General features: G+C 76.2%; 23 protein-coding genes and 1 pseudogene. 12 read left to right on the top strand and 12 right to left on the bottom strand.

Annotation, left to right across the window (positions count from 1 at the left end; translation table 11 throughout):
* Position 1: 1 nt before the first annotated feature.
* Complete coding sequence (locus AB0L40_RS16105; protein ID WP_364356427.1) at positions 2–922, bottom strand: RING finger protein; 921 nt, start codon at positions 920–922, stop codon at positions 2–4.
* 319 nt (positions 923–1,241) lie between these two features.
* Here AB0L40_RS16105 and AB0L40_RS16100 point away from each other — a divergent pair, with 319 nt between their 5' ends.
* From AB0L40_RS16100 to AB0L40_RS16090, 3 genes are all read left to right on the top strand, one after another.
* Positions 1,242–2,159, top strand: coding sequence for an N-acetylmuramoyl-L-alanine amidase (locus AB0L40_RS16100; protein WP_364356425.1), 918 nt, complete (start codon positions 1,242–1,244; stop codon positions 2,157–2,159).
* A gap of 48 nt (positions 2,160–2,207) precedes the next feature.
* Entirely contained in the window at positions 2,208–3,275 is a 1,068-nt protein-coding gene (locus tag AB0L40_RS16095) for a hypothetical protein (protein WP_364356423.1), read from the top strand.
* A 167-nt stretch (positions 3,276–3,442) separates the two neighbouring features.
* Complete coding sequence (locus AB0L40_RS16090; RefSeq protein ID WP_364356420.1) at positions 3,443–4,645, top strand: RDD family protein; 1,203 nt, start codon at positions 3,443–3,445, stop codon at positions 4,643–4,645.
* A gap of 98 nt (positions 4,646–4,743) precedes the next feature.
* Here AB0L40_RS16090 and AB0L40_RS16085 read toward each other — a convergent pair whose 3' ends face one another.
* The gene (locus AB0L40_RS16085) at positions 4,744–5,427 is read right to left on the bottom strand and encodes a uracil-DNA glycosylase (protein WP_364356417.1); all 684 of its coding nucleotides are present in this window, start codon (positions 5,425–5,427) and stop codon (positions 4,744–4,746) included.
* Positions 5,428–5,452: 25 nt separating this feature from the next.
* On the opposite strand from AB0L40_RS16085, the gene AB0L40_RS16080 reads away from it, so the two are divergent.
* Entirely contained in the window at positions 5,453–5,992 is a 540-nt protein-coding gene (locus tag AB0L40_RS16080; RefSeq protein ID WP_364356414.1) for a hypothetical protein, read from the top strand.
* A gap of 101 nt (positions 5,993–6,093) precedes the next feature.
* On the opposite strand, the gene rfbB is transcribed toward AB0L40_RS16080, so the two are convergent.
* Complete coding sequence (rfbB, locus tag AB0L40_RS16075) at positions 6,094–7,098, bottom strand: dTDP-glucose 4,6-dehydratase (protein WP_364356411.1); 1,005 nt, start codon at positions 7,096–7,098, stop codon at positions 6,094–6,096.
* Between the two features lie 142 nt (positions 7,099–7,240).
* On the opposite strand from rfbB, the gene AB0L40_RS16070 reads away from it, so the two are divergent.
* Positions 7,241–7,837, top strand: a complete 597-nt coding sequence (locus AB0L40_RS16070; RefSeq protein WP_364356408.1) for a hypothetical protein — start codon at positions 7,241–7,243, stop codon at positions 7,835–7,837.
* A 9-nt stretch (positions 7,838–7,846) separates the two neighbouring features.
* Here AB0L40_RS16070 and rfbD read toward each other — a convergent pair whose 3' ends face one another.
* The 5 genes from rfbD to AB0L40_RS16045 form a co-directional block, all read right to left on the bottom strand.
* Positions 7,847–8,809, bottom strand: a complete 963-nt coding sequence (gene rfbD / locus AB0L40_RS16065) for a dTDP-4-dehydrorhamnose reductase (protein ID WP_364356405.1) — start codon at positions 8,807–8,809, stop codon at positions 7,847–7,849.
* 3 nt (positions 8,810–8,812) lie between these two features.
* Entirely contained in the window at positions 8,813–9,889 is a 1,077-nt protein-coding gene (locus AB0L40_RS16060; protein WP_364356402.1) for a glucose-1-phosphate thymidylyltransferase, read from the bottom strand.
* A 163-nt stretch (positions 9,890–10,052) separates the two neighbouring features.
* Positions 10,053–10,532, bottom strand: coding sequence for a pyridoxamine 5'-phosphate oxidase family protein (locus AB0L40_RS16055; protein WP_364356399.1), 480 nt, complete (start codon positions 10,530–10,532; stop codon positions 10,053–10,055).
* A 205-nt stretch (positions 10,533–10,737) separates the two neighbouring features.
* A complete protein-coding gene (locus AB0L40_RS16050) occupies positions 10,738–12,951 on the bottom strand; it encodes a WYL domain-containing protein (protein ID WP_364356396.1) in 2,214 nt (737 codons plus the stop codon).
* 97 nt (positions 12,952–13,048) lie between these two features.
* On the bottom strand, positions 13,049–14,260 hold the full coding sequence (locus tag AB0L40_RS16045; protein WP_364356393.1) for an HD domain-containing protein: 1,212 nt from the start codon (positions 14,258–14,260) through the stop codon (positions 13,049–13,051).
* 302 nt (positions 14,261–14,562) lie between these two features.
* Between AB0L40_RS16045 and AB0L40_RS16040 the strand changes: the two genes are divergently transcribed.
* Positions 14,563–15,489, top strand: a complete 927-nt coding sequence (locus tag AB0L40_RS16040; protein ID WP_364356390.1) for an alpha/beta hydrolase — start codon at positions 14,563–14,565, stop codon at positions 15,487–15,489.
* A gap of 163 nt (positions 15,490–15,652) precedes the next feature.
* Positions 15,653–16,714 (top strand): L,D-transpeptidase, encoded by a 1,062-nt coding sequence (locus tag AB0L40_RS16035; protein WP_364356387.1) that lies wholly within the window; start codon positions 15,653–15,655, stop codon positions 16,712–16,714.
* 36 nt (positions 16,715–16,750) lie between these two features.
* Here AB0L40_RS16035 and AB0L40_RS16030 read toward each other — a convergent pair whose 3' ends face one another.
* Positions 16,751–16,954, bottom strand: a complete 204-nt coding sequence (locus AB0L40_RS16030) for a hypothetical protein (protein ID WP_364356384.1) — start codon at positions 16,952–16,954, stop codon at positions 16,751–16,753.
* A gap of 233 nt (positions 16,955–17,187) precedes the next feature.
* Between AB0L40_RS16030 and arfB the strand changes: the two genes are divergently transcribed.
* Complete coding sequence (gene arfB, locus AB0L40_RS16025; protein ID WP_364356381.1) at positions 17,188–17,598, top strand: alternative ribosome rescue aminoacyl-tRNA hydrolase ArfB; 411 nt, start codon at positions 17,188–17,190, stop codon at positions 17,596–17,598.
* A 98-nt stretch (positions 17,599–17,696) separates the two neighbouring features.
* On the opposite strand, the gene crcB (AB0L40_RS16020) is transcribed toward arfB, so the two are convergent.
* Entirely contained in the window at positions 17,697–18,065 is a 369-nt protein-coding gene (gene crcB, locus AB0L40_RS16020; protein ID WP_364356378.1) for a fluoride efflux transporter CrcB, read from the bottom strand.
* A complete protein-coding gene (crcB, locus tag AB0L40_RS16015; RefSeq protein WP_364356429.1) occupies positions 18,062–18,460 on the bottom strand; it encodes a fluoride efflux transporter CrcB in 399 nt (132 codons plus the stop codon). The genes crcB (AB0L40_RS16020) and crcB (AB0L40_RS16015) overlap by 4 nt, the downstream gene beginning before the upstream one ends.
* A gap of 293 nt (positions 18,461–18,753) precedes the next feature.
* Between crcB (AB0L40_RS16015) and AB0L40_RS16010 the strand changes: the two genes are divergently transcribed.
* The 3 genes from AB0L40_RS16010 to AB0L40_RS16000 all read left to right on the top strand — a co-directional run bounded on the left by AB0L40_RS16010 (position 18,754) and on the right by AB0L40_RS16000 (position 20,994).
* A complete protein-coding gene (locus AB0L40_RS16010) occupies positions 18,754–19,659 on the top strand; it encodes a hypothetical protein (RefSeq protein WP_364356375.1) in 906 nt (301 codons plus the stop codon).
* Between the two features lie 143 nt (positions 19,660–19,802).
* Complete coding sequence (locus AB0L40_RS16005; protein WP_364356372.1) at positions 19,803–20,075, top strand: hypothetical protein; 273 nt, start codon at positions 19,803–19,805, stop codon at positions 20,073–20,075.
* Between the two features lie 97 nt (positions 20,076–20,172).
* A complete protein-coding gene (locus AB0L40_RS16000) occupies positions 20,173–20,994 on the top strand; it encodes a hypothetical protein (protein WP_364356369.1) in 822 nt (273 codons plus the stop codon).
* Here the strand turns inward: AB0L40_RS16000 and AB0L40_RS15995 are convergent.
* Positions 20,991–23,792, bottom strand: a complete 2,802-nt coding sequence (locus tag AB0L40_RS15995; RefSeq protein ID WP_364356366.1) for an AAA family ATPase — start codon at positions 23,790–23,792, stop codon at positions 20,991–20,993. The two genes, AB0L40_RS16000 and AB0L40_RS15995, sit on opposite strands and share 4 nt — an antisense overlap.
* 268 nt (positions 23,793–24,060) lie before the next feature.
* On the opposite strand from AB0L40_RS15995, the pseudogene AB0L40_RS15990 reads away from it, so the two are divergent.
* Positions 24,061–24,738, top strand: a pseudogene (locus AB0L40_RS15990) (hypothetical protein); the annotation flags it as partial.

Here is a 24,738-nt window from a genome sequence, read left to right as displayed (position 1 = left end):
CTCAGATCGCGTCCGGGTTGCAGGCTGCGCCGGTCAGGTCCGCCATCCCCGAGCTCTTCCACTTCTGGCAGAAGAGCTGCTTGTTCTCCGTCGCGTGCTCGTCGTTGGACGTGCGGACGGTGCGCACCGACGGGTCGTCCCGCCGGCGGATGACCGACTTGCGCGACTCCGAGATCGCGTACTCGAACGTCCGAATCGCGGACTCCTGCGCAGCGTCGGCGCCGTGCAGGCCCTGGAGCCGCCGAAGCACCGCGGTGCGCTTGGTCAGCGCGGGCCCGAAGTTCCCCGTCCGGCCGGCACGGATGTTCGCGCTCCGGCCCTCCGCGGAGTCGGCCATGATCTCGACGAGCTCGTCGGCGACCCGCTGCTTCTCCGCGGCCCGGGAATCGTCCGTCGCGGTCGGCCCGGTGTCCGTCGTCCCCGCCGCGGCGTCGCCCGACGGGGACGACGACGGCGCGGTCGACGGATCCGAGCCGGCCGTCGACGTCGTGCCGGCGACGGTCGCCGAGGCCTGCTTGCCGGAATCGTCGTCGCCCGGCGCGAGCGCGAAGTAGCCCGCCGCCACCGCCAGGACGAGGACGAGCGCGACCAGCGCCACGATGACGCCCCAGTGCGGGCCGTTCCGTCGCCCGGCGCCGGCGGGCGCGGGCGGCGGCGCCGAGGCCCAGGCGGGGGCGCCCGTCGGCGCGGCGGCAGCGGCGTACGCGGCGGCACCCTGGGGGAGCGGCTGCGTCGGCGCGTCGGCCGTGACGCCGGCCTGCTGCGGGCAGCCCGTGACCGCGCAGCCGCCGTTCTCCGTCCAGCACTCGACGTGGTGCGCGGCGTGACACGCGTCGCACGTGGTGACCTCGACCCCGGGCTTGATCGGGAAGTGGCAGTACGGGCACGAGGCCCCGACGGCCGAGCCGGTGGTCGCGTTCATGGCGCTGGGACTCCTGGGACGTTTGACGGCGTCGCGCCGGGACCTGGTGCGATGGGTCGCGGACCCACCGCCGCGGGTCGGCGACCAGCGGTGCGGGTCGACACGCCCGGCATCTCAGCAGATCGGATCCCTCGTGGCGAACGGCGATCAGGGCCGCCGGCGCCGCGGCCCGATGGGCACGGGGATCGGACGGAACAGGATCCGCCGATCGGCGGAGACGCCCATCGGCCGGTCGTGGATGCTCTGCGCGGGTGCTTGAATGGCGTCGCATGCGTGGTGACCTCGAGTCCCTGGAGCGTCCCGGCGCCGGAGGACCCCGGTGAGCGGCCGCGTGGGATCGCTCGCCCTCGTCCTGCTCGTCGTCGCGGTCCTGGGCGTCGGTGCCGGCGCGGTGCTGGCGCTCTCCTCCGGCGACGACGACCCCGCCCGGGCCGCCGTGCCGGCCGCCACGTCCGGCGGGACGGCGGCCGCGAGCCCCCGGGAGGAGGCCCCGCGGGCGGGATCCGCCACGCCGGCGACGTCGACGCGAGCGACGGGCGGGACCGGGGCGACTACCACCGCCGGCGACCTCGCCGGCCGCACCGTCGTCATCGACCCCGGCCACAACGGCGCCAATGGCAGCCACCCGACCGAGATCAACCGGCTCGTCGACGCCGGGAACGGCCGCAAGGCCTGCAACACCACCGGCACCGAGAGCAACGGCGGACTCGCCGAGTCGCGCCTGAACTGGCTGCTCGCCCAGCACGTCCGCCGCGCCCTGGTCGCCCGCGGCGCGCACGTCGTCCTGACGCGTCGCGGCGACGACGGGGTCGGCCCGTGCGTCGACCGGCGCGCCCGGATCGCGAACGCCGCGAACGCCGACGCCGCCGTCTCGATCCACGGCGACGGCGGTCCTCCGGGCGGCCGCGGCTTCCACGTGATCCTGCCCGGCGCCGTCCCCCAGGTCGCGGGCCACAGCCGCATCGTCGCCACGTCCGCCCGCCTCGGGCGCGCGGTCCGCGGGGCGTACCGGTCGGGCGCCGGGATGCCGTACTCGACGTACCTCGGCAGCGCGGGCCTGGACGTCCGGACCGACCTCGGCGGGCTCAACCTGCTGACCGTCCCCGGCGTGATGATCGAGACCGGCAACATGCGCAACGCGACCGACGCGGCGCTGATGGCCGACAGCGCGTGGCGCCGCCGGGCCGGGCGGGCGATCGCCACCGGCATCGGGCGCTACCTGCGGGCCGTCCGATGATCAGCCGACCCGCCCGCCGCGCCGCGAGCGCCCGCTAGGGTGCCGCCGATGCGTCCCGGTCCGCGCCGCCCACCGGTCCCGCGGGTGGCGCTCGCCCTGGCGGCCCTCCTCCTGATCGCCGTCGCCGTCGGCGCGGGCGCCCTGCTGCGCAGCGCGACGGACTCCGACGACCCCGCGCCGGCGGCCGCCGGCGTCCCCGCCACGACGACCGCGCGCCAGGAGCCCGTGACGACCACGGCCGAGGCCGCCGCGACCACGACGACCGCCGCCGACCCGGCCCCCGACCCCCGGGCCGCGATCCGCGCCGAGCGCCGCCGGACGCGGACGCTCCTGCGGCGCGCCGCCGCGGCCGCCGCGGACGCGGGCGGCGCCGGGACGGGCGCCGCCGTCGGCACCCTCGGGCCGGGTAGCGTGGCGCGCGCCGGGGACCTGCGATCGACCCACGCCTGGAGCACGATGAAGCTCGGCGTCCTGTCCGCCGTGCTGCGGGCCCGCAGGGACGGCGAGCTGCCGGGCGGCTCGACGCCCACGGCCGCGGAGCGGTCCTCCGCGCGGTCGGCGCTGACCGCGTCGGACAACGACGCGGCGCTCGCGCTCTTCGGCGAGCTGGAGGACACCTTCGGCGGCGTCGACGGGGCGTCCGACCGGATCGAGGCCGCGCTGAGCGCCGGCACGGGCCGGTCGATCCCGGTCAACCGCGCGCGCCGCGAGACGTTCAGCACCTTCGGGCAGACCGACCTCGCGCTCACCGACGGCGTCCGGTTCGTCGGCGGGCTCGCCGCCGGCTGCGTCCTCTCCGGCGCCGACACGACGTACGTCACCGGCCTGATGCGGCAGGTCGTGCCCGCGCAGCGGTGGGGTCTCGGGTCGCCGCGCTGGGGCGCGCCCGTCGCGTTCAAGGGCGGCTGGGGGCCCGAAGCCGGCGGCCGCTACGTGGCCGTCCAGTACGGCGTGCTGCGCCACGGACGCCGCGGCGTGGTCGTCGCGGTCGCCGCCCTGGTGCCGGGCGGCCTGGAGTCCGCGACCCCGGTCCTGAGCCGGATGGCGCGGGCGCTGCAGCGGGCGCTGCCCCGCGAGCGGTGGCCGCTCCGGGCGTCCGGCTGCCCGGCGAGCTGAGCCGCGTCCCGGCCCGTCTCCGCCAGACGGCGGATGGTCCTCGGGCCCCGGAGCGATCAAGATCGCTGCCCTGATGACCCACCGACCACGCCCTGCCGCCGGGTCCCGCCGTCCTCCGGCCCCCGGTCGCCCCGTCCACCGCGCGTCCGTCCCCGGGGAGCGTCCCCGTGTCTGACCGTCGCATCGTCCTCGGCGCCGACGACTTCGCCGACGAGGAGCCGACCGCCGTCTCCCCGCCGGCCGCCCAGCCCACGCCGCCGCCCGCCCCGCGACCGATCCCGCCACCGTCGATCCCGCTGCGGGGCGCCGCCCCGCCGGCTCGTCCCGGCGGCCCGCCCGCCGCTCCGGCGTCGCCGCCCACCCTGCGCCACGGCGCGCCGACCGGGCCGCCCGCCGGGTCCTCCGGGTGGGCGGCCCCCGTCGGGTCCGGATCCCCCGGCGGCCCCGGGGGACCGAACGGCCCCGCCCCCACCACCCACGGGGGCCCGGGCGCCCCGGCACCGGACCACGTGCGTCCCGTCCCCGCCGGGCCGGGCTCGCGCATCGGCGCGACGCTGCTGGACAACCTGATCATCGGCGTCCCGGCGACGATCGTCTACTTCCTCGTGATGGTCATCGGGACGGCCCTGATCTTCAGCGGGATCGGCGACGGCGACGGCGACTCGGTCGCCGCCGGGCTCGGCCTGCTCGTGATCGTGATCTTCGTCCTGCCGCTCGTGGTCGGCCTGATCGGGCTGCTCTACGTGATGCTGACCATGGGGCGCAGTGGGCCGAAGAACGGCCAGACCGTCGGTCGCGGCGCGGCCGGGATCCGGCTGCTGCGGCTGGACGGTCGCCCCGTGACGGGCGGAACGGCGTTCCTCCACGACCTGCTCTACCCCTTCGGCGTCCGGATCCTGATCGCGCTCCCGTTCCTGCTGCTGATCGGCCTGACCGACCAGGAGTCCTACTCGTACTACGACGACTCAGGGCTCTCCACCGGCCAGACGCTGGGCTGGATCGGCTGGCTGCTGGCCGCCTGCGCCTGGGGCGGCTACCTCTGGTGGTCGATCTCCCGTGATCCGCTGCGCCGGACGCCGTACGACCGGTGGACGCGCACCGTCACCGTGACGTCGTTCAGCACCCCCGGAGGAGCGCTCGGCCGGCCGCTCCCCGTCCCCTCGCGCGGCCCCGCCGCCGGGCCGGTCGGTCCGCCGTCGGGGGTGCCCTTCGCCGCAGGACCGCCGCGCCCCGCGGGACCGCCCCGGCCGGACGCCCCGCCGACCGCGGGCCAGCGCCCGCTGTGGACCGGCAGCTCCGGCCGGTCGGACCCGCCGGCCGCCGCCCCGCCGACCGCACCGCTGCGCCTGCGGGACCCGGGCGGCCGCTGAACGCCGGGGCGGGCCCGGGCGGAGGACCGCGACCCGCTCCGGCCGCCCTCTGGTCCCGTGCGGCTCACCGGTGGCCGCGCGCCCCGGCGAAGGCCGCGTCAGCCCGCCGCCAGCTCCGCGGCGCGCGCGAGGACCGCGTCGAGCATCGGCGGGGTCAGCCGGCCGGTGAACGTGTTCTGCTGGCTCGGGTGGAACGTGCCGAGCAGGCGCACGGGGCCGAGGTCGACCTCGGCCCCGTGGCCGAACCGCGGCCGCGGCCGCGGGATCGGCACCCCGCGCGCGGCGAGCAGCCGCAGCGCGCCGTCCCAGCCGAACGCGCCGAGGCACACGACGACCCGCACGTTCGGCAGCAGGTCGAGCTCGCGGGCCGTCCACGGCAGGCAGGCGTCGCGCTCCGCCGTCGTGGGCTTGTTCTGCGGCGGAGCGCAGCGGACGACCGCGGTGATCCAGCAGTCGGTGAGCTCCAGGCCGTCGCCGGCGTGGTCCGAGCGCGGCCGGTTCGCGTACCCGGTGCGGTGCAGGGACGCGAAGAGGAAGTCCCCGGAGCGGTCCCCGGTGAACATCCGGCCCGTGCGGTTGGCGCCGTGCGCGGCGGGCGCCAGGCCGACGAGGAGGACCCGCGCGGCGGGGTCGCCGAAGGCCGGGACGGGGCGGCCCCAGTACTCCTCGTCGCGGTACGCCGCGCGCTTGACCACCGCGACCTCCTCGCGCCACGCGACGAGCCGGGGGCAGGCGCGACACGTGCTGACCTGCCGCTGGTGTTCGGCCAGGGCCGCGTCCACCGGCCCTACGGTACCGTTCGCTCCCGTGATCGTCCCTCGTCTGGCCCTGCTCACCGTCACCGGTGCCCTCGCCGCCGCCGGGGTCACCGGCTGCGCGCAGCAGGCCGGGGTCAAGGACAAGGACTTCTCCGGTCCGGCCGCGCAGGTCGCCGACGCGATCCGCGATCTCGACGACGCCTACAGCGACGAGCAGAACGACGACCCGGGCGCCGAGAAGGTCTGCCGGTCGCTGCTCTCCAAGCAGCTGGTCGCGGCCTTCGGCGGCGCCCAGAAGTGCGTCGCCACCGCGACGACCGCCCTGAAGAACGCCGACTCCACCCAGATGGACGTCCGCGAGATCAAGATCGACGGCAACGTCGCGACCGCCGAGGTCCGGCTGAAGCTCAACGACGACGAGCAGCGCCTCGACTCCCTCACCCTCGTGCGCGAGGGCACCTGGAAGCTCGACGGCAGCGTGACGGGCAAGAAGGGCGCCAAGACCGCCCCGACGCCCGCGCCGGCGCGGTCCGCCCCGGTGGCCGAGACCACCACGACCTCCGCGGCGACGACCACCACGGCGAAGTAGCGGCGGGCCGTCGGCCCGCCCCCGCGCCCGGCTCGCGTGCCGGGCCCCAATGCCGGAGCCTGCCTGCCGGTGGGAGCGCGCCGAGCGGCGCGCCCCCGCCCCTACGCTTCCAGGAAGGTGTGGTCCTGTCCGTAGACGCGGCGGTAGTAGGCCTTGTAGTCCTCGGTGTCGACGAGCGGCTTCCACCACTGCGGGTGGTCGCGGTACCAGTGGACGGTCGATTCCAGGCCGCCGTCGTCGAAGTCCATCCGGGGCTTCCAGCCGGCCAGGGCCTCGAGCTTGGAGGAGTCCAGCGCGTAGCGGAAGTCGTGGCCGAGGCGGTCCTCGACGTGGCGGATCTGGTCGGTCGACGCGCCGGTCAGGCCGATGATCCAGGTGACGACGTCGAGGTTGATCTTCTCCTTCGCGCCGCCCACGTTGTAGGCCTGGCCCGCGACGCCGTGCGTGAGCGCGGCGTGGATGCCGGACGCGAAGTCGTCGACGTGCAGCCAGGTGCGGACCTGGTCGCCCTTGCCGTAGACCGGCAGCGGCCCGCCGTGCAGCGCGTTGAGCGTCATCACCGGGATCAGCTTCTCCGGGAACTGCCGCGGGCCGTAGCAGTTGGACCCGCGGGCGATGACGACGTCCTGCCCGTAGGTGTGGTGCGCGGCCAGGACCGTGAGGTCGGCGCCGGCCTTCGACGCCGAGTACGGCGAGGAGGGCTCCAGCGGGTGCTGCTCGGTGAACGCGCCCTCCGTGATCGAGCCGTAGACCTCGTCGGTGGAGACCTGCAGGTAGCGGACCTCTCTGCGGCGGGCCTCCTCGACCAGGGTGTGGGTGCCCAGCGCGTTGGTCAGGACGAACGCCTGCGCGTCGAGGATCGAGCGGTCGACGTGCGTCTCGGCCGCGAAGTTGACGATCGCGTCGACGCCGGCGGTGGCCTGCTGGACGGCGTTGGGATCCTCGATCCGGCCGACGAGCAACTCGACGTCGAGGCCCTCGACGTTCTCGCGCCGCCCGGCGTACGTGAGGGCGTCGAGCACGCGCACCTCGTCGCCGGCGGCGACGCGCTGGTGCACGAACGCCGAACCGATGAACCCGGCACCACCACAAACGAGAAGCTTCATACGGGTGGGAACCCTACGCGAGCCGCGCCGACCCGGTGCGCGAGTGGCCACACGACCGTCGCGGCGCGCCCACGACGGGGAGCTCCCCCACGACGACGGCGGATCCGCGCCCTAGGATGCCGCGCATGACCGGAGCCCGCACGTGAAGGTCGTCGACCGCTTCGGCCGTCGCTGGAAGGTCCGCCGCCGCTGGCTGCCGTGGCGGCGCCGCGTGCGCGACGTGCCGGACGTGCCGTTCGACGACTTCGGGGGCCTCGGGGACGACCCGATCAGCGCGATCATCGGGATCTTCCTGCTGGTCCTCGCGATCCCCGCGATCGTCGTCACGCTGATCCTGCTGGCCGAGCTGCTGCTCCTGCTCCTGCTCCTGCCGCTGTTCGTCGCGATCCGGCTGCTGCTCCCGGTCCCGTGGACGATCGAGCTCTGGTCGCGACCGGAGAAGCAGCGGTTCCTCGGCTGGCACCTCGAGCACGAGGTCCCCGTCGCCGGCTGGCGCGCGTCGCAGGAGCGGATCGCGACGATGGGCACCGAGATCGCGACCGGTGACCACGGAGGCCGCTACGTCCCCGAGGGCGCGAGGCCGGTCCGCGACGACCACGCGGACGACGATGACGACGGGGCGGCCAATGGCCACCCGCCGGTCGACGCGCGGCCGACGACCCCGGGGCGGACCGACCGCACCGGCGCGACGCTGCCGGGCACGACGCCGAACCCGTTCGCCCAGCGCGACGAGCGCTGAGCGGGCCCCTCAGGCCTTCAGGCGGTTGGCCGCCAGCAGGTGGCCGCGCAGGCCGTCCTGCCAGGCCGGGAGCGCCGGGACGTCCGGGCGCGTCGAGGCCATGACGCTCCACGCCGGGCGCGGGGCGGGGCGCGGGAACGCGTCGGTCGTCACGGGGAGCGCCGTCGTGCCGGTGTCCGCCAGCGCGAAGGTCTCCTGCGCGAGGCCGTGCCAGGTCGTCCGCCCGCTGCCGCACAGGTGCGCGATCCCGCGGGCGTCGGTCGCGGCCGCGGCGACGATCGCCGGGGCGAGGTGCCCGGTCCACGTGGGGCAGCCCTGCTGGTCGGCCACGACGGAGACCTCGTCGCGGTCGGCCGCGAGCCGCAGCATCGTGTCGACGAAGTTGCCGCCGCCCTCGCCGAACAGCCAGCTGGTGCGGCAGATCAGGTGGTCGGGGTTGTGCTCGGCGACGAGCTGCTCGCCCACCAGCTTCGTCCGGCCGTAGGCGCCCTGCGGGTCGACCGGGGCGTCCTCCGCGTACGGCTCGGTCGCGTCGCCGCGGAAGACGTAGTCGGTCGACACGTGGATGATCCGCGCGCCCAGCGCGGCGGTCGCCTTGGCGAGGTTGCCGGCGCCCTCGCCGTTGACGCGCAGCGCGGCGGCCTCGTCCTCCTCCGCCGCGTCGACGTTCGTGTAGGCCGCGCAGTTGACGACGACGGCCGGCGAGGCCTTCTCCAGCCAGACCGTCGTGCTGCCGAGGTCGGTGATGTCGAACGCCACCCGGGGCGCCTCGACGACGTCCCAGCCGTGCACGCGGGCGACGTCGGCCACGCGGTGGCCGAGCATCCCGGTCGCCCCGACGACGATCATCCGGCGCCGCGACGCGGCCGCGTCGGGACCGTCGTCGTCGCTGCGGTCCAGCGCCCCCTTGTTCGGCCGGACGATGAAGTTCGGCCCGAGTCGCTGGACGCCGCGCTGCTGGGAGAAGCCCATCGCCTAGAGGATCTCGATCTCGGAGTTGTCGCCGACCATGAAGCGGTAGGCGCGGGGCGTCCGCTCGCCGCGGCGGACGATCACGTCGCGGCCGAGCAGCGAGGACTCGATGCGGCCCTCCAGCCCGATCAGCTTCGCGCGCTCCAGCAGGATCGAGTGCTCGACCTCGGAGCGCTCGACGACCGCGTCGCGGGCGATCGCGGAGTACGGGCCGACGTAGCTGTCGGTGATCACGGCGTCGTGGCCGATCACGACCGGACCGCGGACGACGGAGCGGACGATCTGCGCGCCGGCCTCGATGATCACGCGGCCCTCGACGTTGGACGCCTCGTCGACCTGGCCGTCGACGCGCCGCTCGATCGTCTCGAGGATCAGGCGGTTGGCCTCGAGCATGTCGGCGAGCTTGCCGGTGTCCTTCCACCAGCCGTGCACGACGTGCGGCTCGACGCGGTCGCCCTGGTCGACCTGCCACTGGATCGCGTCGGTGATCTCCAGCTCGCCGCGCGGCGACGGGTCGATCGCCTTGGCGGCCTGCAGGATCCGCTTCGTGAAGAGGTAGACCCCGACGAGCGCCAGGTCGCTCTTGGGCTCCTGCGGCTTCTCGACCAGCCGGGTGACGCGGCCGTCCTGCAGCTCCGCGACGCCGTACGCCGTCGGGTCCTCGACCGGCTGCAGCAGGATCATCGCGTCCGGCGCGTGCTGCTCGAACTGCTGGACGAGCTCCGAGATGCCGCCCTGCAGCAGGTTGTCGCCCAGGTACATCACGAACGACGACTCACCGAGGAACGGCTCGGCCGTCAGCACCGCGTGCGCCAGGCCGTCCGGGGACGTCTGGTCGATGTAGGTGATCTGCGCGCCGAACTGCGAGCCGTCGCCGGCGACCTCGCGGATCTCGCCGCCGGTCTCGGGGTTCAGGATGATCCCGATCTCCGTGATCCCCGCCTGCACCATCGAGCGGATGCCGTAGAAGAGCACCGGCTGGTTGGCCACGGGGACCAGCTGCTTGGCCGACGTGTGCGTGATCGGCCGCAGCCGCGTACCGCGTCCGCCCGAGAGGATCAGACCCTTGAGATGCGCCATGAGCGGCGGAGGCTATAGGGCCGGGCCCGGACGGCCCGCCACCCGTCCGGGCCCGCCCGGCGCCGGGGGACCCTCATGGTGAACGGCGGTATCCGGCGCGGCGGCCCTCCACCGCGCGTCCGGGGCGCCGCGGGCCGCCCGCACCGGACGGTCGGCCCCGCCGCTAGTACACGCCCGGAGCGAGCTTGCGGTGGTCCCACGTCGAGCGGCGCTGCTCGACGAACTCGAAGGCCACGCGCTTGCTCGCCTGGGCCTCGATCGCCTCGGCCGCCCCATCGGGGAGCGGCTGGCCCTCGCCGAGTCCCGGCGTGTAGCGGCGCAGGATCTCGGTACCCAGCGGCTTCAGGACGTCGAGGTCGTGGTGCAGGACGACCTCGCACTCGAGCATCACGCCGCGCAGCTGGTCGTACGTCTCGCCGGCCTCGACCTGCAGCGTCGCCCGCGGGTCGCGCTCGAGGTTGATCGCCTTCTGGGACTTGGCGAACGTCCACGCCCACAGGCGGCCGTCGCGGACGACGTACCAGAGGGGCATCAGGTGCGGCCAGCCCCGCGGGCCCTGGGTCGCGCAGACGACGGTGCGCTCCTCGTCGAGGAAGGCCAGGGCCTCCTCGTCGCTCATCGTGATGCGGTCGCGGCGGCTCATGAGGCGACGCTAGACGATCAGGATCCCGCCGCCGCGCCGGCCGGAGGACGGAGTCCGTCCAGCAGCGTCCCGAGGACCGGCTCGACGTCGGCGGCGTCGCCGTCGATCCGGGCGATCGCGACGACCGCCTCGAGGGCCTGCTCGAGGGTCAGGTCGCCCCGGACCTCCCCGGCGCGCTGGGCGGCGTCGAACAGCGGCCGGCCGGCTAGCGCGCGAGCAGGCCCTCGGCGACCCGGCGGACGGCGTCGCGGGCGTCGCCGGGCTCCAGCACGACGAGGTCGCCGATCTCCGTCAGGACCTCGCGGACGAGCCAGTCGACGCCGGCGAACGCGATCTCGGTGACCAGCGCGCCGTCCTCGAGCTCCTCGGCGATCGTGCGGCGCTCGCGCTCCCAGCGGGCGCGGTCCGGGCTGACCCAGACGCGGGCGGAGCGCGACGCGGGCAGCTCGCCGGTGCGGGGCCAGCCGGCGACCTCGGCGGCCGGGTCGACCTCCGGGCGGCGCTCGAACGTCTGCTCCAGCACGTGCGCGTGGCGGATGCGGTCGAGGCGGAAGTGGCGGACGTCGTCCCGGGCCGGGTCGAACGCGGCGACGTACCAGCCCTCGCGGCCGTTGATGAGCGCGTACGGCTCGACGGTGCGGTGCGAGAACTCGTCCTCGTTGGGCTTGTAGTAGTCGAGCTCGACGAGCTTGCGGTCGTGCGCGGCGCGCGAGATCAGCCGCGAGAGGTCGCGGTCGTCGCCGCCGCCGTGGGCGACCTGCAGGCCGTGCTCGAGCGGGTCCTCGCCGAGCGCGTCGACGACCTTGCGGCGGACGTCGCCGAGCGTGCCGTCGGGGAAGTGGTCGCCGATCAGGTCGATCGCGGCGACCAGGGCCTTGGCCTCGACCGGCAGCAGGCGCGCCGGCCGGGCGAAGTGGTCGGAGTACGGCTCGGGGTCGACGTCGAGGTAGCCGTCGGACGCGATCTCGGCGTAGAGGACGTACGAGCCGCCGCCGAAGTTCACGACGTTGAGGACGTTGATGTCGTCGCGCAGCTCGGCGTCGGAGACGTTCAGGCGGTTCAGCAGCTCCTGCACCTCGAGCCGCTCGGCCGCCCGGCCCGCGTGGATCAGGATCGACGCGAGCGTGACCAGGCGGGCGAAGCGCTCCGGGCGGATGATCCCGTCGCGGGTGGGCGGGCCGTCGGCGCCGGCGTCCTCGACGGGCTCGACGAGCCGGCCGCGGGCGGGCGTGAACGGCCCGGAGTGGCGGTCGCGGACCAGCTCGACGCGGGCGCGGTACTCGTCGCGCAGGGACGCGGGCTCGAGGATCTCGGCGTGCTCGCCGATCCGCATGACCCAGCCCAGCAGGGCGCGGGCGACGCCGTAGTCGGTCGTGAAGACGACGTCGGCCGGGGGGCGCGGATCCGGGCCGGCGGGTCCGGCGACGCCCGCCTCACCGTCGCGCTCCGGGGGTGACGCCGTGCCGGCGCCCGTCGCCGTCCCGGATCCACCCGCCACGGCGCGCGACCCGCGGCCCGTCGACGTCTGGTCGCCGCCGGCGGACGTCGCGGCCGCGCCGGCGCCGTCGAGCGTCTCGAACGTGCCCTGGCGGCCGTGGGCGCGCTGGACCTGCCACGCGATCCGGCCGGCGATGCGGATCTTCGCCGTGCCGACGGTCTCCGACATCTGCCAGTCGGCGCGGTCGCCGTAGGGGCGCGGGTCGAAGTCGTCGGGACGCCGGAAGTCGTGCTCGGCCTTCGTGGCGTACGCGACCTTGTCGCGGATCCGGGAGAGCCGGAAGACGCGCAGCCCGCCGCGCTCGTAGTCCTTGCCCAGCAGGTAGAACTGGCCGCCGCGGAAGAGCAGGTGGTACGGGTCGACCTTGCGCGACTCGATCACGTCGCGGTGCAGCGAGTGGTACTCGAAGACGATCGTCTTGTTGCGGAAGATCGCCGACTCGACCTTCGCCAGCCGCTGCGAGGGGTCGCGGCCCGCGACCCCGGCGGTGATGCCGAGGCCGACCAGGCGCGCCGCCGGCTCGGTGAGCGGCGACGGGCGGCCCCACGAGAGCTGCTGGAGCGCCAGGCGCAGCGGCTCGGCGTAGGCGAACTCGCCGTCCAGCAGGCTCAGAGCGAGCTGCAGCGACGCGAGCTCCTCGTCGGAGAACGCGATCGGCGGCAGGTGGAAGTTCTCGCTGCGCAGCGAGTAGTGCTCCTGCTCGGCGCTGCCGTCGCCCGGGCGCTCGATCGTCAGCTGGATGCCGAGCGACTCGAGCTCCGCGCGGTCCGCGTAGAAGCGCCGCGCGAACGCGTCCTCGTTCATCCCGCTGTAGCCCTCGACGTCCCGCCGGATCTCCGGCGCCGTCACCGGCCGTCGTTCCGCCATGAGGTACGAGATCAGCGAGAGCTGCCTGATCAGCTTCTCGGTGTCCTTCGCCATCGTCCGGGGACTGTACGGCCCGGAGGGGTCCGGCGCAGGGTGGACGGCGCCCGCGGTCGCCGAAAGGGGCGAGACGCAGCGGGTTTCCCCGGCGCCCTCAGGCGGCCCGAAGGTCCATTCCCGACGGGATGTCCGCGCCGGGGCCGATGAGCGAGGACTGCGCGGCGGCCGCGCGGCGGGGCGGCGCCTCCTCCGCGGGGACCTCGGCGACCGCCGGCGGGGGCTCGGGCGGGTCGTCGCCGGGGGGCGGGCCCGACCCGCCGGACCAGGCGGGAGGCCCGGCGCCCGCGGCGCCGCCGGACCATGCGCCGGGGTCCGGGGCGGCCTCGGCGGCCGGGGGCTCCGGGGCGACGCCGCCGCGCGCCGGGCCGAAGTACACGGCGCCGCCGAGCGCACGGTCGAACGCCGACCACGTGTCGCCCGGCGCCATCGCGCGCTCCAGGCGGTCGATGCTGCCCATCCGCGCGGCCAGGTCGTCGGCCTGGTGGACGAGGACGGCCTCGCGCGTCGCGGGGACGACCGGGCTGCCGTACTCGACCTTGCCGTGGTGGCTGAGCACGATGTGGCGGATCGAGCGGGCGGTGTCCGGCGGGAAGCCCTCGATCGCGCCGACGACGCGGCGCACGATCTCGTAGCCGACGACGATGTGGCCCTCCAGCCGCCCGACGTCGGTGAGGTCCGGGGCGACCGGGTCCGACGTGTACGTCTGTGCCTTGCCGATGTCGTGGAGGATCGCGCCGGCGACCGCGACGTCCCGGTCCACCGGCTGGAACAGCGGCGCGAGGCCCTCGACGGCCTCGGCCACGCGCAGGGTGTGGTCGAGCAGGCCGTGCGGGTAGGCCTCGTGGAAGTGCTTCGCGGCCGGCGCGGCCCGGAAGCGCGGCCAGAACGCGCCCTGTGGATCGAAGACCCGCTCCAGCAGGCGGCGCAGCCACGGGTCGCCCGTGCGCTCGATCAGGCCCCTGAAGCGCCGCTCGAGCTCCGCCACCGGCTGCGACGGGCCCTCGACGAGCGTCGAGAGGTCGACCTCTCCCTGCGGCACCGCCTCGAGGCGGTCCAGCGCGATCTGGCGGCCGAACCGCTCGTGGACCTCGAAGCGCCCGATCACCCGCACCGCGTGGCCCCGGACGGCGACCCGAGCGACCTCCTCGGCGTCGTCCCAGACCATCGCGGTGACGCTGCCCGAGCGGTCGGAGAGCTCGAGCCGGAGGAAGACGTCGTCGGCGCCCCGCTTGGTCCGCAGGTCCGCGCCGCGCACGAGGAGCACCTGGTCCACGGATGCCCCGTGGTCGAGCTCGCGCAGTTCCATGGAGGGAGAAGGTACGACCGGACCCGGACGGAGGACCGGTGCGGGCCGGATGCCGTCTGTGCAGGCATTTCGCGCGGGCCGGAGGCCGGGCGGCGACGGTGACGGGCGACGCCGCGGGCCCGGCCGGCGGGACGGAGGACGCCGCCCGGCGGCCGCGCCCGCTGCACTCCCGCTGCCACTCCGCCGTCCTGCGGACCAACGAACGTCCAGGTGCCGCCGTACACCGAGTGTGACGTCTGCACGGAAGCCGATGCTGAACACATGAGCCCCACGTGTCCCTCCCCGGCGGTTAGCGTTCTCTGATGACGACGAGCAGCCGCATCGAGGAGCGGACCGCCCTGGTGGCCGGGTTCCGCACCCGCCTGCTGGAGGTCGGCGGCTCGGCGGCGCCCGGCACGGGCGGCGCGCCACTGCTCCTCCTGCACGGCTACTCCGACTCGGCCGACACGTGGCGCCGGGTCCTCGCGCTGCTCGCCGACCGGGGCCAGCGCGCCGTCGCGATCGACCTGCCGGGCTTCGGCGCCGCCGACCGCCTGCGGCCGGACGAGCCGATGCTCGACCAGTACGTGCGGATCGTGCACGCCGCGTCCACGGCGCTGTGGGGCGACGAGGCCCCGATCCTCGTCGGCAACTCCATGGGCGGGGCGGTGGCCCTGCGCTGCGCCCAGGAGGAGCCGTCGCCCGCGGGCGTCGTGCCGATCGGGCCCGCCGGCTTCGACCACCCCGCGTGGTTCGGCGTCATCGAGCAGCAGCCGCTGCTGCGCTGGGCGCTCAGCGACGCGATGCCCGTCCCGAGCCCGGTCCTGCGGGCCGCGACGAGCCGGATCTACAAGCAGCTCGCCTACGGCGACCCGTCGCGCGCCCGCCGCGAGGACACCGACGCCTTCGCCAGCCACTTCCGCTCCGCCCGCGACGTCCGGCGGCTCCTGGCCACCGGCCGCCGGCTGAAGAACGAGCTCGTCGACCCCTTCGAGCTGCACCGCATCGTCTGCCCCGTCCTGCTCGTCTGGGGCGAGCGGGACCGGATGGTCACCTGCCGCGGCTCGCGCCACCTGCTGGCCGCGATCCCGGACGCCCGCTACGAGCGGCTCGACGGCGTCGGCCACTGCCCACAGCTCGAGGTCCCGGAGCTCGTCTGCGACCTGCTGACGGGGTTCCGCAGCGCGCTGCGGGCCGGGGACTGGGACGCCACGGACGTCGGCCGGGAGCCGCTGGAGCTCGCCGCCTGACCCGGCCGGGTCGGGCCCGGGACGCCCTCCGGGGCGTTGCCGGCCGCCGCCCGGGGCCTGTCGGGACGGGCGCGCTCCGGTGCCCGGAGGGCGGACGCCGTCCGCCCGCGCAGCGGATCTTGCAGGTGGCTCGCGGCCGGGAGGGCCGACCTACGATGGGCTGATGCCGTCGTCCTCCCTCCGCGTGGTCCCCACCACGCGCACCGTGCTGCTGGGCGCGCTGATCGCGTCCGCCGTCGCCGTCCCCGCATCAGCCACCGCCGCGACCACCACCGCCGCGACCACGCCCACGACCGCCCCTGCCGCGCCGACCGCGCCTGCGAAGGAGGTCGTCGCCGCCGGCGTGAGGTTCGGCGACATCGACCTCTCCGGACTCAGCCGCACGAAGGCGAAGGCGGCCCTCCGCAACGGGCTCGAGGCGAAGGCCCCGTCGACCGCCGACGTCGTCCTCACGGTCGCCGGCCGCGCGCACAAGCTGTCGATGTCCACGATCAAGTACCGCTTCGACCTCGAGGCGCTGTCGCAGGCCGCGGCGAAGGCCGCCCCGAACACGTCGCTGCCGGTGATCGCGACCTGGAACTCGGCGTCGCTCGCCCGCTGGTACCGCTCGATCTCCTCGATGCAGAAGGCGTCGCGCAACGCGACGATCAAGATCGGCATCACCAAGCAGCGCGTCACGGGCTCGCGCAACGGCTGGAAGCTCGACCGCGGCAAGCTCGAGTCCCTCGTCGGCGCGGTCCTGAAGGACCCCACGAAGCCGCGCACGCTGAAGCTCGCCGTCGTCCGCACCACCGCGAGCGTCACCGTCGCCGGGCTCAAGCGCCAGTACTCGACGCTGATCACCGTCGACCGCCCGTCGTTCCGCCTGCGCGTCTTCAAGCGCCTGAAGCTCTCGAAGACCTACAAGATCGCCGTCGGCTCCGAGGGCCACACCACCCCGGCGGGCATGTACTCGATCACCTCCAAGCAGGTGAACCCCGCCTGGCACGTGCCGAACTCGGCGTGGGCGGGCTCGCTCGCCGGCCAGGTCATCCCGGGCGGCGCGCCGAACAACCCGCTGAAGGCCCGCTGGCTCGGCCTGCGCGACGGCATCGGCATCCACGGCACGTCCGAGGCCTGGTCGATCGGCACCCGCGCCTCGCACGGCTGCCTGCGGATGCACCCGTCCGACGTGATCGACCTCTACGACCGCATCCCGATGGGGACGCCGGTCAAGATCCGCTAGGCGCGCGGGCCCCGGCCCCCGCTTCTCGGGGTCGGGTCAGCTGCCGAGCGTCCGCTTCAGCATCACGCCGCTGATCGCCGCGAGGACGAGCAGGACGATCCCGAGGAAGGGGGAGACCGCGAACAGCACGACGAGGCCGACGACCCCGAGCCCGCCGGTCGCGACGGTCAGCTTGAACGCGCGGTCGACACGCTGGCTGCGGCTGAGGTTGCGGCCCGAACGGCGCTGGAGATCACTCATGGTCGCCCCATCGTAGTTGGCATGGATGCGCTCGTCCTAAGGGCTTCCCCGTTCTCCCGCGGAGTCGTGGCGGTCGGGGACCGAGATCGGCCCCGAGGCTCGGGCCGAGCGCACCGCCTCGCGGCCCGGGCGCCTCCGCCGCGGGGACCGGCGAGCGGGACTCGAACCGGCGCCGCACCCGGACCCGGCGACGCCGCCGGACCCCCCCCGACCCCCTACGCTGGAGGACGATCATGGAGTCGCTGCGCATCAACGGCGGGACCCGGATCCCGCTCAGCGACGTCGTCATCCGGGCGAGCCGCTCGTCCGGACCCGGGGGCCAGCACGCGAACATGACCTCGTCGCGGATCGAGGTCTCGTTCGACGTCCGCGCGAGCGAGGCGCTGTCGCCCGGCCAGCAGGCCCTCGTCCTGGACCGCGTCGGCCCGGTCGTCCGCGCGGTCTCGCAGGACGCCCGCAGCCAGTCCCGCAACCGGCAGCTCGCGCTCGACCGCCTCGCGGAGCGGATCCGCGACGCGCTCCACGTCGACGCCAAGCGCCGCGCCACGAAGCCGTCGCGCTCGGCGAAGCGCAAGCGCGTGGAGTCGAAGGTCAAGCGCGGCCAGGTCAAGCAGGACCGCCGGCGGCCCAACGGGGACTCCTAGGAAGGCCCGTCCTCTCGGGGGTCGTGCCCGTGGTGCGTCCATATGCACCCGGGGCGTACGCCGCGCGAGCGCGTGCGACGACACGGCGGCGGGCGGTCCTACACCGCCGCGCCGACCGCGCGCCCCACCGCTGCAGCCGCGACGCCCAGCGCCAGGCTCACGACGACGTTCGCGACCGCGACGGCGACCAGCCGCCGCGACCACGCGTTCACGGTGTCGAGCATCCAGGTGGAGAACGTGGTGTACGCGCCGACGAGCGCGGTGCCGAGCAGCAGCGACGCGTCGTGGTCCAGCGCCAGGCCCGCGAGCAGGCCGAGGACGAGCGCGCCGGAGACGTTGACGACGAGGATGCCCAGCGGGAGGTCGCCGCCGGGCCGGCGCGCGCGGACGGCCTCGTCGACGAGCAGCCGCAGGACGGAGCCCGCGCCGCCCGCCACCGCGACCCCGACCCAGAGCAGGACGGTCACGCGGGGCCCCCGGTCCGCCTGCCGGACGGGACCCGGTGCGCCGCCGCGCGACCGGCCACGACCGCCGCGAGGCCCAGGACGATCGACGCCGCCGCGTAGCCGACGGCCGTGCCCCAGGCGTCGACGCGGACCATCCGGACGAGCTCCAGCTGGAGCGTCGAGAACGTCGTCAGTCCGCCGCAGATCCCGGTCGCGAGGAACGGGCGCAGGCGCGGGTCGGCGCCGGGGTCGCGCAGCAGCCGGGTCGACCACCAGCCGAGCAGCGCCGCGCCGACGAGGTTGACCGCGAACGTCGCCCCGGGCCACGCGGCCGGGTCGTCGTGCGGGACGGCCTCCGCCAGTCCCGCGCGCGCCAGGGTCCCGAGCATCCCGCCGAGGAAGACGGCCGCGAGCACGTGTGCCCGGACGGCGACGGCCCGCGGCGGGGCGGGCGCGGGCGCGGGCGGGACCGCGGCGGGTGGAGGCGCTTCGGGCGGCACGGCTGGCGTCCGAGGGTACCCGCGTCCTCCCCGCCCCGGACCCCCCGGGCGCCCGGCGTCGCCGCGGCGGATCGCCCCAGCGGCCGCCGACGCGCCAGGTGAGCGTCTGGCGCCCACGCCCTCCGGGCCGTCCCCGTCCGTGGACCGGCCCGGGCGCCGCAACGCCTGCCGGATCGCCGTCACCGCCCGTCCCGGTACCGTCAGGGGTGATGGTCGTCGCCACGTTCCCAGCGGATCAGTGGCGCGAGTACGTCCAGGATCCCGGCCGCGAGGGCATCTTCCTCGTGCTCGCCGCGTTCCTCGGGTCGTTCCTCTTCATCCGCACGAGCGCGCGGATGTCCCGCAGCGACCGCTTCCCGTGGTGGCCCGGGAGCGTCGTCACCGGCGGCGTGCACCTGCACCACCTCGTGTGGGGGATCTGCCTCATGATGGCCGGCGGCACGCTGGGGTTCGCCCTCGGCGGCCAGGCCCCGTGGTTCCAGGTCTCCGCGGTGGTCTTCGGCATCGGCGTCGGCCTGACGTTCGACGAGTTCGCCCTCTGGGTCTACCTGCGGGACGTGTACTGGGCGCGCGAGGGCCGGCAGTCGATCGACGCCGTCGCGGTCACCGCCGCGTTCATGGGCCTGATCTTCCTCGGCATCAACCCGCTGCAGATCGCCACGGGCGACGACGTGCTGGCCACCGCGGTGTCGGCCGGCTACACGATCGGGGCCCTGCTCGTGACGGGGGTCTGCTTCGCGAAGGGCCGGTTCTTCCACGGCTTCGGCGCGCTGCTGTTCCCGCCCGTGGGCCTGTGGGCGCTCGTGCGGCTCGGCAAGCCCGGGTCCCCGTGGGCGCGCTGGCTCTACGGGGATCGCGACCCCGGCCGGCAGCAGAAGGCGGAGGAGCGGTTCTCGGACCACCGGCGCTCCGCCGTCCTGGTCGAACGCCTGCGGGCGGCGATCGGGGGCTTCCCCGCCGACGTGCCGTCGGGGCCGAAGTGCGCCGAGGATGCCGCGTCGGCCGCGCGCCGCGAGCACGCGGCGTCGGTCGAGGCCGCGCTCGAGGTCCAGGCGCGGGCGATGGCCGAGGCCCAGGCGCAGGCCCGCGGCGACCACCGGGCCGGGCGGCACTGAGGCCGCGGATCGGTCGATCCTGCGCCGGACGAGGAGTAGGGTCGTGCGGACAGAGCCCCGACGCCGATCCCGGCGGGCTCGGAAGGTCGCCCCGTGCACACCATCCCCCGGCAGCCCTCGGACCGCCCGTCGTCGGTCGTCTGATGGACGACCTCGCGATCCGCGCGCTCGTCGCCCGGCTGTCCCGCCCGCACCGCTCCGGCGGCCACGTGATCGAGCGGTCGTCGATCCTCGCGGAGGGCACCGGCTCGGCCGACGTGCTCGCCTGGATCGCGGACCACGACGGCGAGCCCGAGGCCGCCGCGCCGCCGCGCCCCGGCCAGCAGGGGTTGCACGGCTCCCACTTCCACGACCGCGGCCCGGTGCAGGCCCCGGTGCCGCGGCGCTACGTGCTGCCACCCGGCACGTTGGACTGACCCCCGGCGGCTGTCGGCCGCGGCGCCGCGCTCCGGCCGGCGCGTCCTGCGAGATCTCACCGAACCGGTGTACACACCGGACGGGTACCTTGACGCCATGCGTGCTCCCGGTCGTCCCGCCCGCCTCCTGATCCCGGCCCTGCTCCTGCCGCTGGCCCTCGCGGCCTGCGGCGGCTCGGACTCCGACGGCGGCGGCACGACGTCGGGCTCGTCGGCGTCGGGGTCCTCCTCGTCGGACGTGACCGCACGCCTGGAGGCGTCCTCGAAGGCCCTGGCCGCCGTCAAGAGCTACCACCTCGTGGCCAGCCAGACGGATCCGGACGGCTACACCACGATCACCGGCGACATCACGGCCGAGGGACGCGCCTCCGTCCTCGTGCGGCTCGGCCCGACCGCCCTGCGCCTCAAGGTCCTGCCCGGCGCCGCCTACGCGCGCGGCAACGCGGAGTACTGGACGGCCAACCTCGGCAAGGACGGCAAGGCGGTGGCCGACCGGATCGCGGACACGTGGGTGAAGCTGCCGGCCTCCAGCGCCGACGTCACCGACCTGCTCGACGGGTTCGCGCCCAAGACCCTGGCGGCGTGCCTCCTGGTCGGCAACGGCACGCTGAAGGCCGGCCCCCAGGAGAGCATCGACGGCACACCCGCCGACGTGCTGATCGACGCCGGCGACCAGCCCGGCACCAGCCCCAGCCGCCTGCTCACCGCCACGTCCGGGCCGCCCCTGCCGCTGCGGGTCGTGCAGACCGGCCCGCGGCGTCCCGGCGGCACCCCCGACAAGCGCTGCGACGACCCCGACGACCGCTCCACGGCGTCGGAGGCGACCCTGAGCGCGTTCGACCGGCCGGTGACCGTCGAGGCCCCCGACGGCGCCATCGAGCTGCCCGGCGGCGACGCGGGCTCCGGCGCGAGCTCCTAGGGGCCGTCGCCGTCGGCCAGCGCCGCGGCCAGCTCGTCCCGCGAGCCGATCCCGAGCTTGCGGTAGATCCGGCCCAGATGGGTCTCCACCGTCTTGCGGCTGACGTGCCGGCGCGCCGCGATCGCGGGGTTCCCGAGCCCCGACGCCGCCAGCCGGGCGACGTCCAGCTCGGCGTCGGTCAGGGCTCCCGGCCCGCGGAGCGCCGCCCGGCGCGGCCTCGCACCCACGGTCCGCAGGTCGCCGCGCAGCTCGTCGGCCCGCTGCGACAGGCCCAGGCGCTCGGCCAGCTCGAGGGCCTCCAGCAGCGCGGCGCGGGACCCGGGGGCGTCGCCGGCCGCCCGGCGCGCGAGCCCGAGCGCCGTCAGCGCCCGCAGCAGCAGCACCCGCGACGGCGAGCTGCGCAGCAGCGCGACGCCCTGCTCCAGGGCCGGCGTGCCCTCCGCGCCCCGGATCGCGCCGGCGATCAGCAGCGCGTCGGCGTGGTGCCGGGGGACCACCGCGTCCGCCGTCCGCGCCACCTCCGCGTCCGCGAGCTCCAGCGCCTCGTCGCGGCGGCCGACCGCGGCGAGCGCCGTGGCGAGCGTCCCGCGGCCGTCGCGGGCCCCGAGCGACAGGCGGATCCCGCCGTGCCCCGCCCGGGCCTCCTCGCCGGCGCTGGCGATGCGGATCGCGGCCTCCGGGTCCCCGGACTGCAGCGCGACCGCGGCCGCGGCCTCGCCCAGCCGCAGCTCCGCGAACGCCGGGATCGTCACGTCCGCGGCCTGCCGCAGGGCGGCCTGCGCGGCGTCGACGTCGCCGGCCGCCAGGTGGGCCTCCGCGACGGCCACGATCCACCACGCGGAGTACGGGGTGTCGGTGGCCCGCGAGATCGCCTGCGCGCGCTCGCCCTCCCGCACCGCGTCCGTCAGCTCGCCGCGGAGCAGGTGCGCGTAGGCCCGTCCGCCGCGGGCGGTCATCTGCGCGAGGACGCTGGTGCGGGCCGCCGGCGACGCGAGCGCCCGCTCGGTGATCGCGAGCAGCTCGTCGAGCAGGTCCGCGTGCAGGAGCCCCGTCGACACGTGGGTCAGGGGGAACCCGTGGGCCGCCGCGTCGGCGAGCGGATCGCGGGACGTCGCGCGGCGGGCGAGCTGCCGCACGACGTCCGCCGGCGCCTCGTCCAGCGCCGCCAGGGTCGTCGCGTGGGCGAGCAGCGGCCCGGCGGCCGCGGAGCCCGCCCGGATCTCCGCCGTGACGGCGGCGACGCGCGGGTCGGTCTGGGGCTGGAGGTGCGGGTCGAAGAGCGCGTCGGTCATCCAGCCCGCGAGGACCCGGTCGTAGAGGGCGTCGTCGGGCGCCAGGCCGTCGAGCGCGTCGCCGGACGTGCGGGCCGCGTCGCCGAACCGCTGGGCCAGGTGGAACGCGCGGCTGAGCGCGTAGCGCAGCTCGGCGCGGCGGCGCGGGTCGTCGATCAGCTGCAGCGCCTCGGCCAGGCGCTCGGCGGCGCCGGGGCGGCCCGCGAGGGCGTCGGCCTCGGCCAGGGCGCCCGCGACGTCGCCCTCGAGCTCGGGCGGCGGCGGCTCGCGGCGGGCGCGCTCGAGCAGGCGGCCGGCGGCGACCGGGTCGCCCGCCGCGTTCGTGGCGCGGGCGGCGCGCAGCAGGGTCGCGGCCACCCAGGGGTCGCCGTCGGCGCGCGCCTCCAGGAGGTGCGCGGCGACCTGGTCGTCGGCGGCGCCGTGCTCGTGCAGGAGCGTCGCGGCGCGCCGGTGCAGGCGGGCCCGCGCGAAGGGCTCGAGCTCGGCCCGGACCGCGTCGGCGAGCAGCGCGTGCTCGAAGGCCAGCGGGTCACCGGGGCGCAGGACGTCGACCCGCGCGAGCGCGTCGGCGGCGGCCTCCGCCGCCTCGGCGTCGAGCCCGGCGAGCGCCGCGGCGGTGCGCAGCGTCCGCCCGGACCCGAGCACCGACACCGCGCGCGCGAGGGCGACGGCCTCCGGGCCCAGGCGCTGCAGGTGCAGGCGGACCGACCGGCGGACGGCGTCGGGGACCGCGGCGTCCCCCGCGTCGACGGCGTCGGCGCGCAGGAGCTCCCGGACGTAGAACGGGTTGCCGCCGCTGCGCTGCGCCAGGGCGCGGATCGCCTGCGGGGTCGCGCGGCCGGACGGCAGCGCCTCGGCCGCCATCACGCCCACCGCCGACGCGCTGAGGGGCGCGGGACGCACGTAGCCGGCGCCGGCCCGCGCGCGCAGCCGGTCGAGGAGGTCGTGGAACGCGCCGGGCTCGCGCGGGCGGGTCGCGACGACGACGGCCAGCGGCAGGGTGGCGAGCCCGCCCGCCAGCTCGTCGAGGACGCGCAGCGAGCCGGCGTCCGCCCAGTGCAGGTCGTCGAGGACCAGCAGGACGGGGTCGCGTCCATCCGGGCCCGTCAGCGCGCGGAGGGCCCCGAGGACGCCGTGGACGGCGGCCGCCCCGCCGTCCGGCGCCGCGACGTCCGCCGCCGGGTCGCCGGCGTCGAGGTCCGGGAACGCCGGGGCGCCGGCGTCGTCCCGCAGCCCGCGCACGAGCCCGAGCGCCCGGGTCCGGCGCAGCTCGTCGCCCGCGCCGTGGAGGATCGTGGGGACGCGCGACCGGGCGAGCTCCGCGGCCTGTTGCAGCAGCCGCGACTTGCCGATCCCCGCGGGGCCCTCGATGACGACGAGCCGGCCCGTGCCGGCCACGGCGTCGTCGACCGCCGCGCGCAGCAGCGCCGTCTCCGCGTCGCGGTCCAGCAGCGGGGGGAGGATCGTCGCCGGACGTCCTCCGTCCTCAGGATCGAGACCGGACACCGGCACCTACGGTACCTGCGTTCACACCACCCGTACCATCGGGGACCCCGGGGCCTGCCGTCGGGGTGGGCACCGCAGAAGATCCAGGAGCCGATCGGCCCGGAGCCGGGTCGGGCTGGGGGATGCTCCTGATGTGGCTCCGCGGAATTCCACGATGCCCGCGCCCGCGCGCCGCGGACAGCGCCCTGGACCATCGGACGAGCGCGGCCGCGCCACGTCCCGCGCGACGGACCATCCCGTCGCCGTCCCCCTCCCGGCGCCCCCGGGCGTGCCGACCGGCACCCTGCCGCGACCACGGCTCACCGCGCTCCTGGAGGCCGCGACCGCCCACCCGGTGACGGTGGTGGCCGCGCCGCCCGGGTACGGCCGGACGACGGCGCTGGCGGCGTGGGCGGCGACGTCGCCGCGGCCCTGCGCGTGGCTGGCCCTCGACGACCGCGACGACGACCCGCAGCACCTCGTCCTCCGGCTGCGGTCGGCGCTGGACGCCCTCGACCGCGAGCCGCGACGCGACGCCGGCCCCGACCCGGAGCGCGTGCCGCCGCGCCGCCGCCGCACCACCTACGGCGTGCTCGTCCTCGACGACCTGCACGTGGTCCGCTCCCGGGCCGCCCGCGACCTGCTGCGCGCGGTCGCCGTCTCGGGCCCGCCCGGCCTGTCGGTCGTGCTGTCCATGCGCGCGGAGCCGTCCCTCCCCGACCTCGCCGTCCTGCTCGACACGGTGATCCTCGGGCGCCGGGCCGGGGCCGCCGACGGCCGCCTCCGGCTGCTCCTCGACGGCGGGGCGGGGACGTCCGCGTCCGACCGGGCCCGCGCCGCCCACGGGCCCGACGCCGTCGAGCGGCCGTCGATCGTCGTCGGCCCCGACGAGCTCGCCTTCCGCCCCGACGAGACCGCCGCGCTGCTCCGGCGCGCGGGGGCGCCGGACCTCGACGCCCGGCGGCTC

Source organism: Patulibacter sp. NPDC049589, assembly GCF_040675535.1.
Taxonomy (GTDB): domain Bacteria; phylum Actinomycetota; class Thermoleophilia; order Solirubrobacterales; family Solirubrobacteraceae; genus Patulibacter.
Note: the sequence above shows the minus strand (reverse complement) of the source record. Positions and strands in the feature narration are given on the sequence as shown.

Excerpts from the sequence above, each read along its gene's own strand:
- AB0L40_RS16105 (WP_364356427.1), bottom strand. The coding sequence starts at position 922 with ATGAACGCGACCACCGGCTCGGCCGTCGGGGCCTCGTGCCCGTACTGC.
- AB0L40_RS16095 (WP_364356423.1), top strand. The coding sequence starts at position 2,208 with ATGCGTCCCGGTCCGCGCCGCCCACCGGTCCCGCGGGTGGCGCTCGCC.
- rfbB (WP_364356411.1), bottom strand. The coding sequence starts at position 7,098 with ATGAAGCTTCTCGTTTGTGGTGGTGCCGGGTTCATCGGTTCGGCGTTC.
- rfbD (WP_364356405.1), bottom strand. The coding sequence starts at position 8,809 with ATGGGCTTCTCCCAGCAGCGCGGCGTCCAGCGACTCGGGCCGAACTTC.
- AB0L40_RS16060 (WP_364356402.1), bottom strand. The coding sequence starts at position 9,889 with ATGGCGCATCTCAAGGGTCTGATCCTCTCGGGCGGACGCGGTACGCGG.
- AB0L40_RS16055 (WP_364356399.1), bottom strand. The coding sequence starts at position 10,532 with ATGAGCCGCCGCGACCGCATCACGATGAGCGACGAGGAGGCCCTGGCC.
- AB0L40_RS16050 (WP_364356396.1), bottom strand. The coding sequence starts at position 12,951 with ATGGCGAAGGACACCGAGAAGCTGATCAGGCAGCTCTCGCTGATCTCG.
- AB0L40_RS16045 (WP_364356393.1), bottom strand. The coding sequence starts at position 14,260 with ATGGAACTGCGCGAGCTCGACCACGGGGCATCCGTGGACCAGGTGCTC.
- AB0L40_RS16040 (WP_364356390.1), top strand. The coding sequence starts at position 14,563 with ATGACGACGAGCAGCCGCATCGAGGAGCGGACCGCCCTGGTGGCCGGG.
- AB0L40_RS16035 (WP_364356387.1), top strand. The coding sequence starts at position 15,653 with ATGCCGTCGTCCTCCCTCCGCGTGGTCCCCACCACGCGCACCGTGCTG.
- AB0L40_RS16030 (WP_364356384.1), bottom strand. The coding sequence starts at position 16,954 with ATGAGTGATCTCCAGCGCCGTTCGGGCCGCAACCTCAGCCGCAGCCAG.
- arfB (WP_364356381.1), top strand. The coding sequence starts at position 17,188 with ATGGAGTCGCTGCGCATCAACGGCGGGACCCGGATCCCGCTCAGCGAC.
- AB0L40_RS16010 (WP_364356375.1), top strand. The coding sequence starts at position 18,754 with ATGGTCGTCGCCACGTTCCCAGCGGATCAGTGGCGCGAGTACGTCCAG.
- AB0L40_RS16005 (WP_364356372.1), top strand. The coding sequence starts at position 19,803 with ATGGACGACCTCGCGATCCGCGCGCTCGTCGCCCGGCTGTCCCGCCCG.
- AB0L40_RS16000 (WP_364356369.1), top strand. The coding sequence starts at position 20,173 with ATGCGTGCTCCCGGTCGTCCCGCCCGCCTCCTGATCCCGGCCCTGCTC.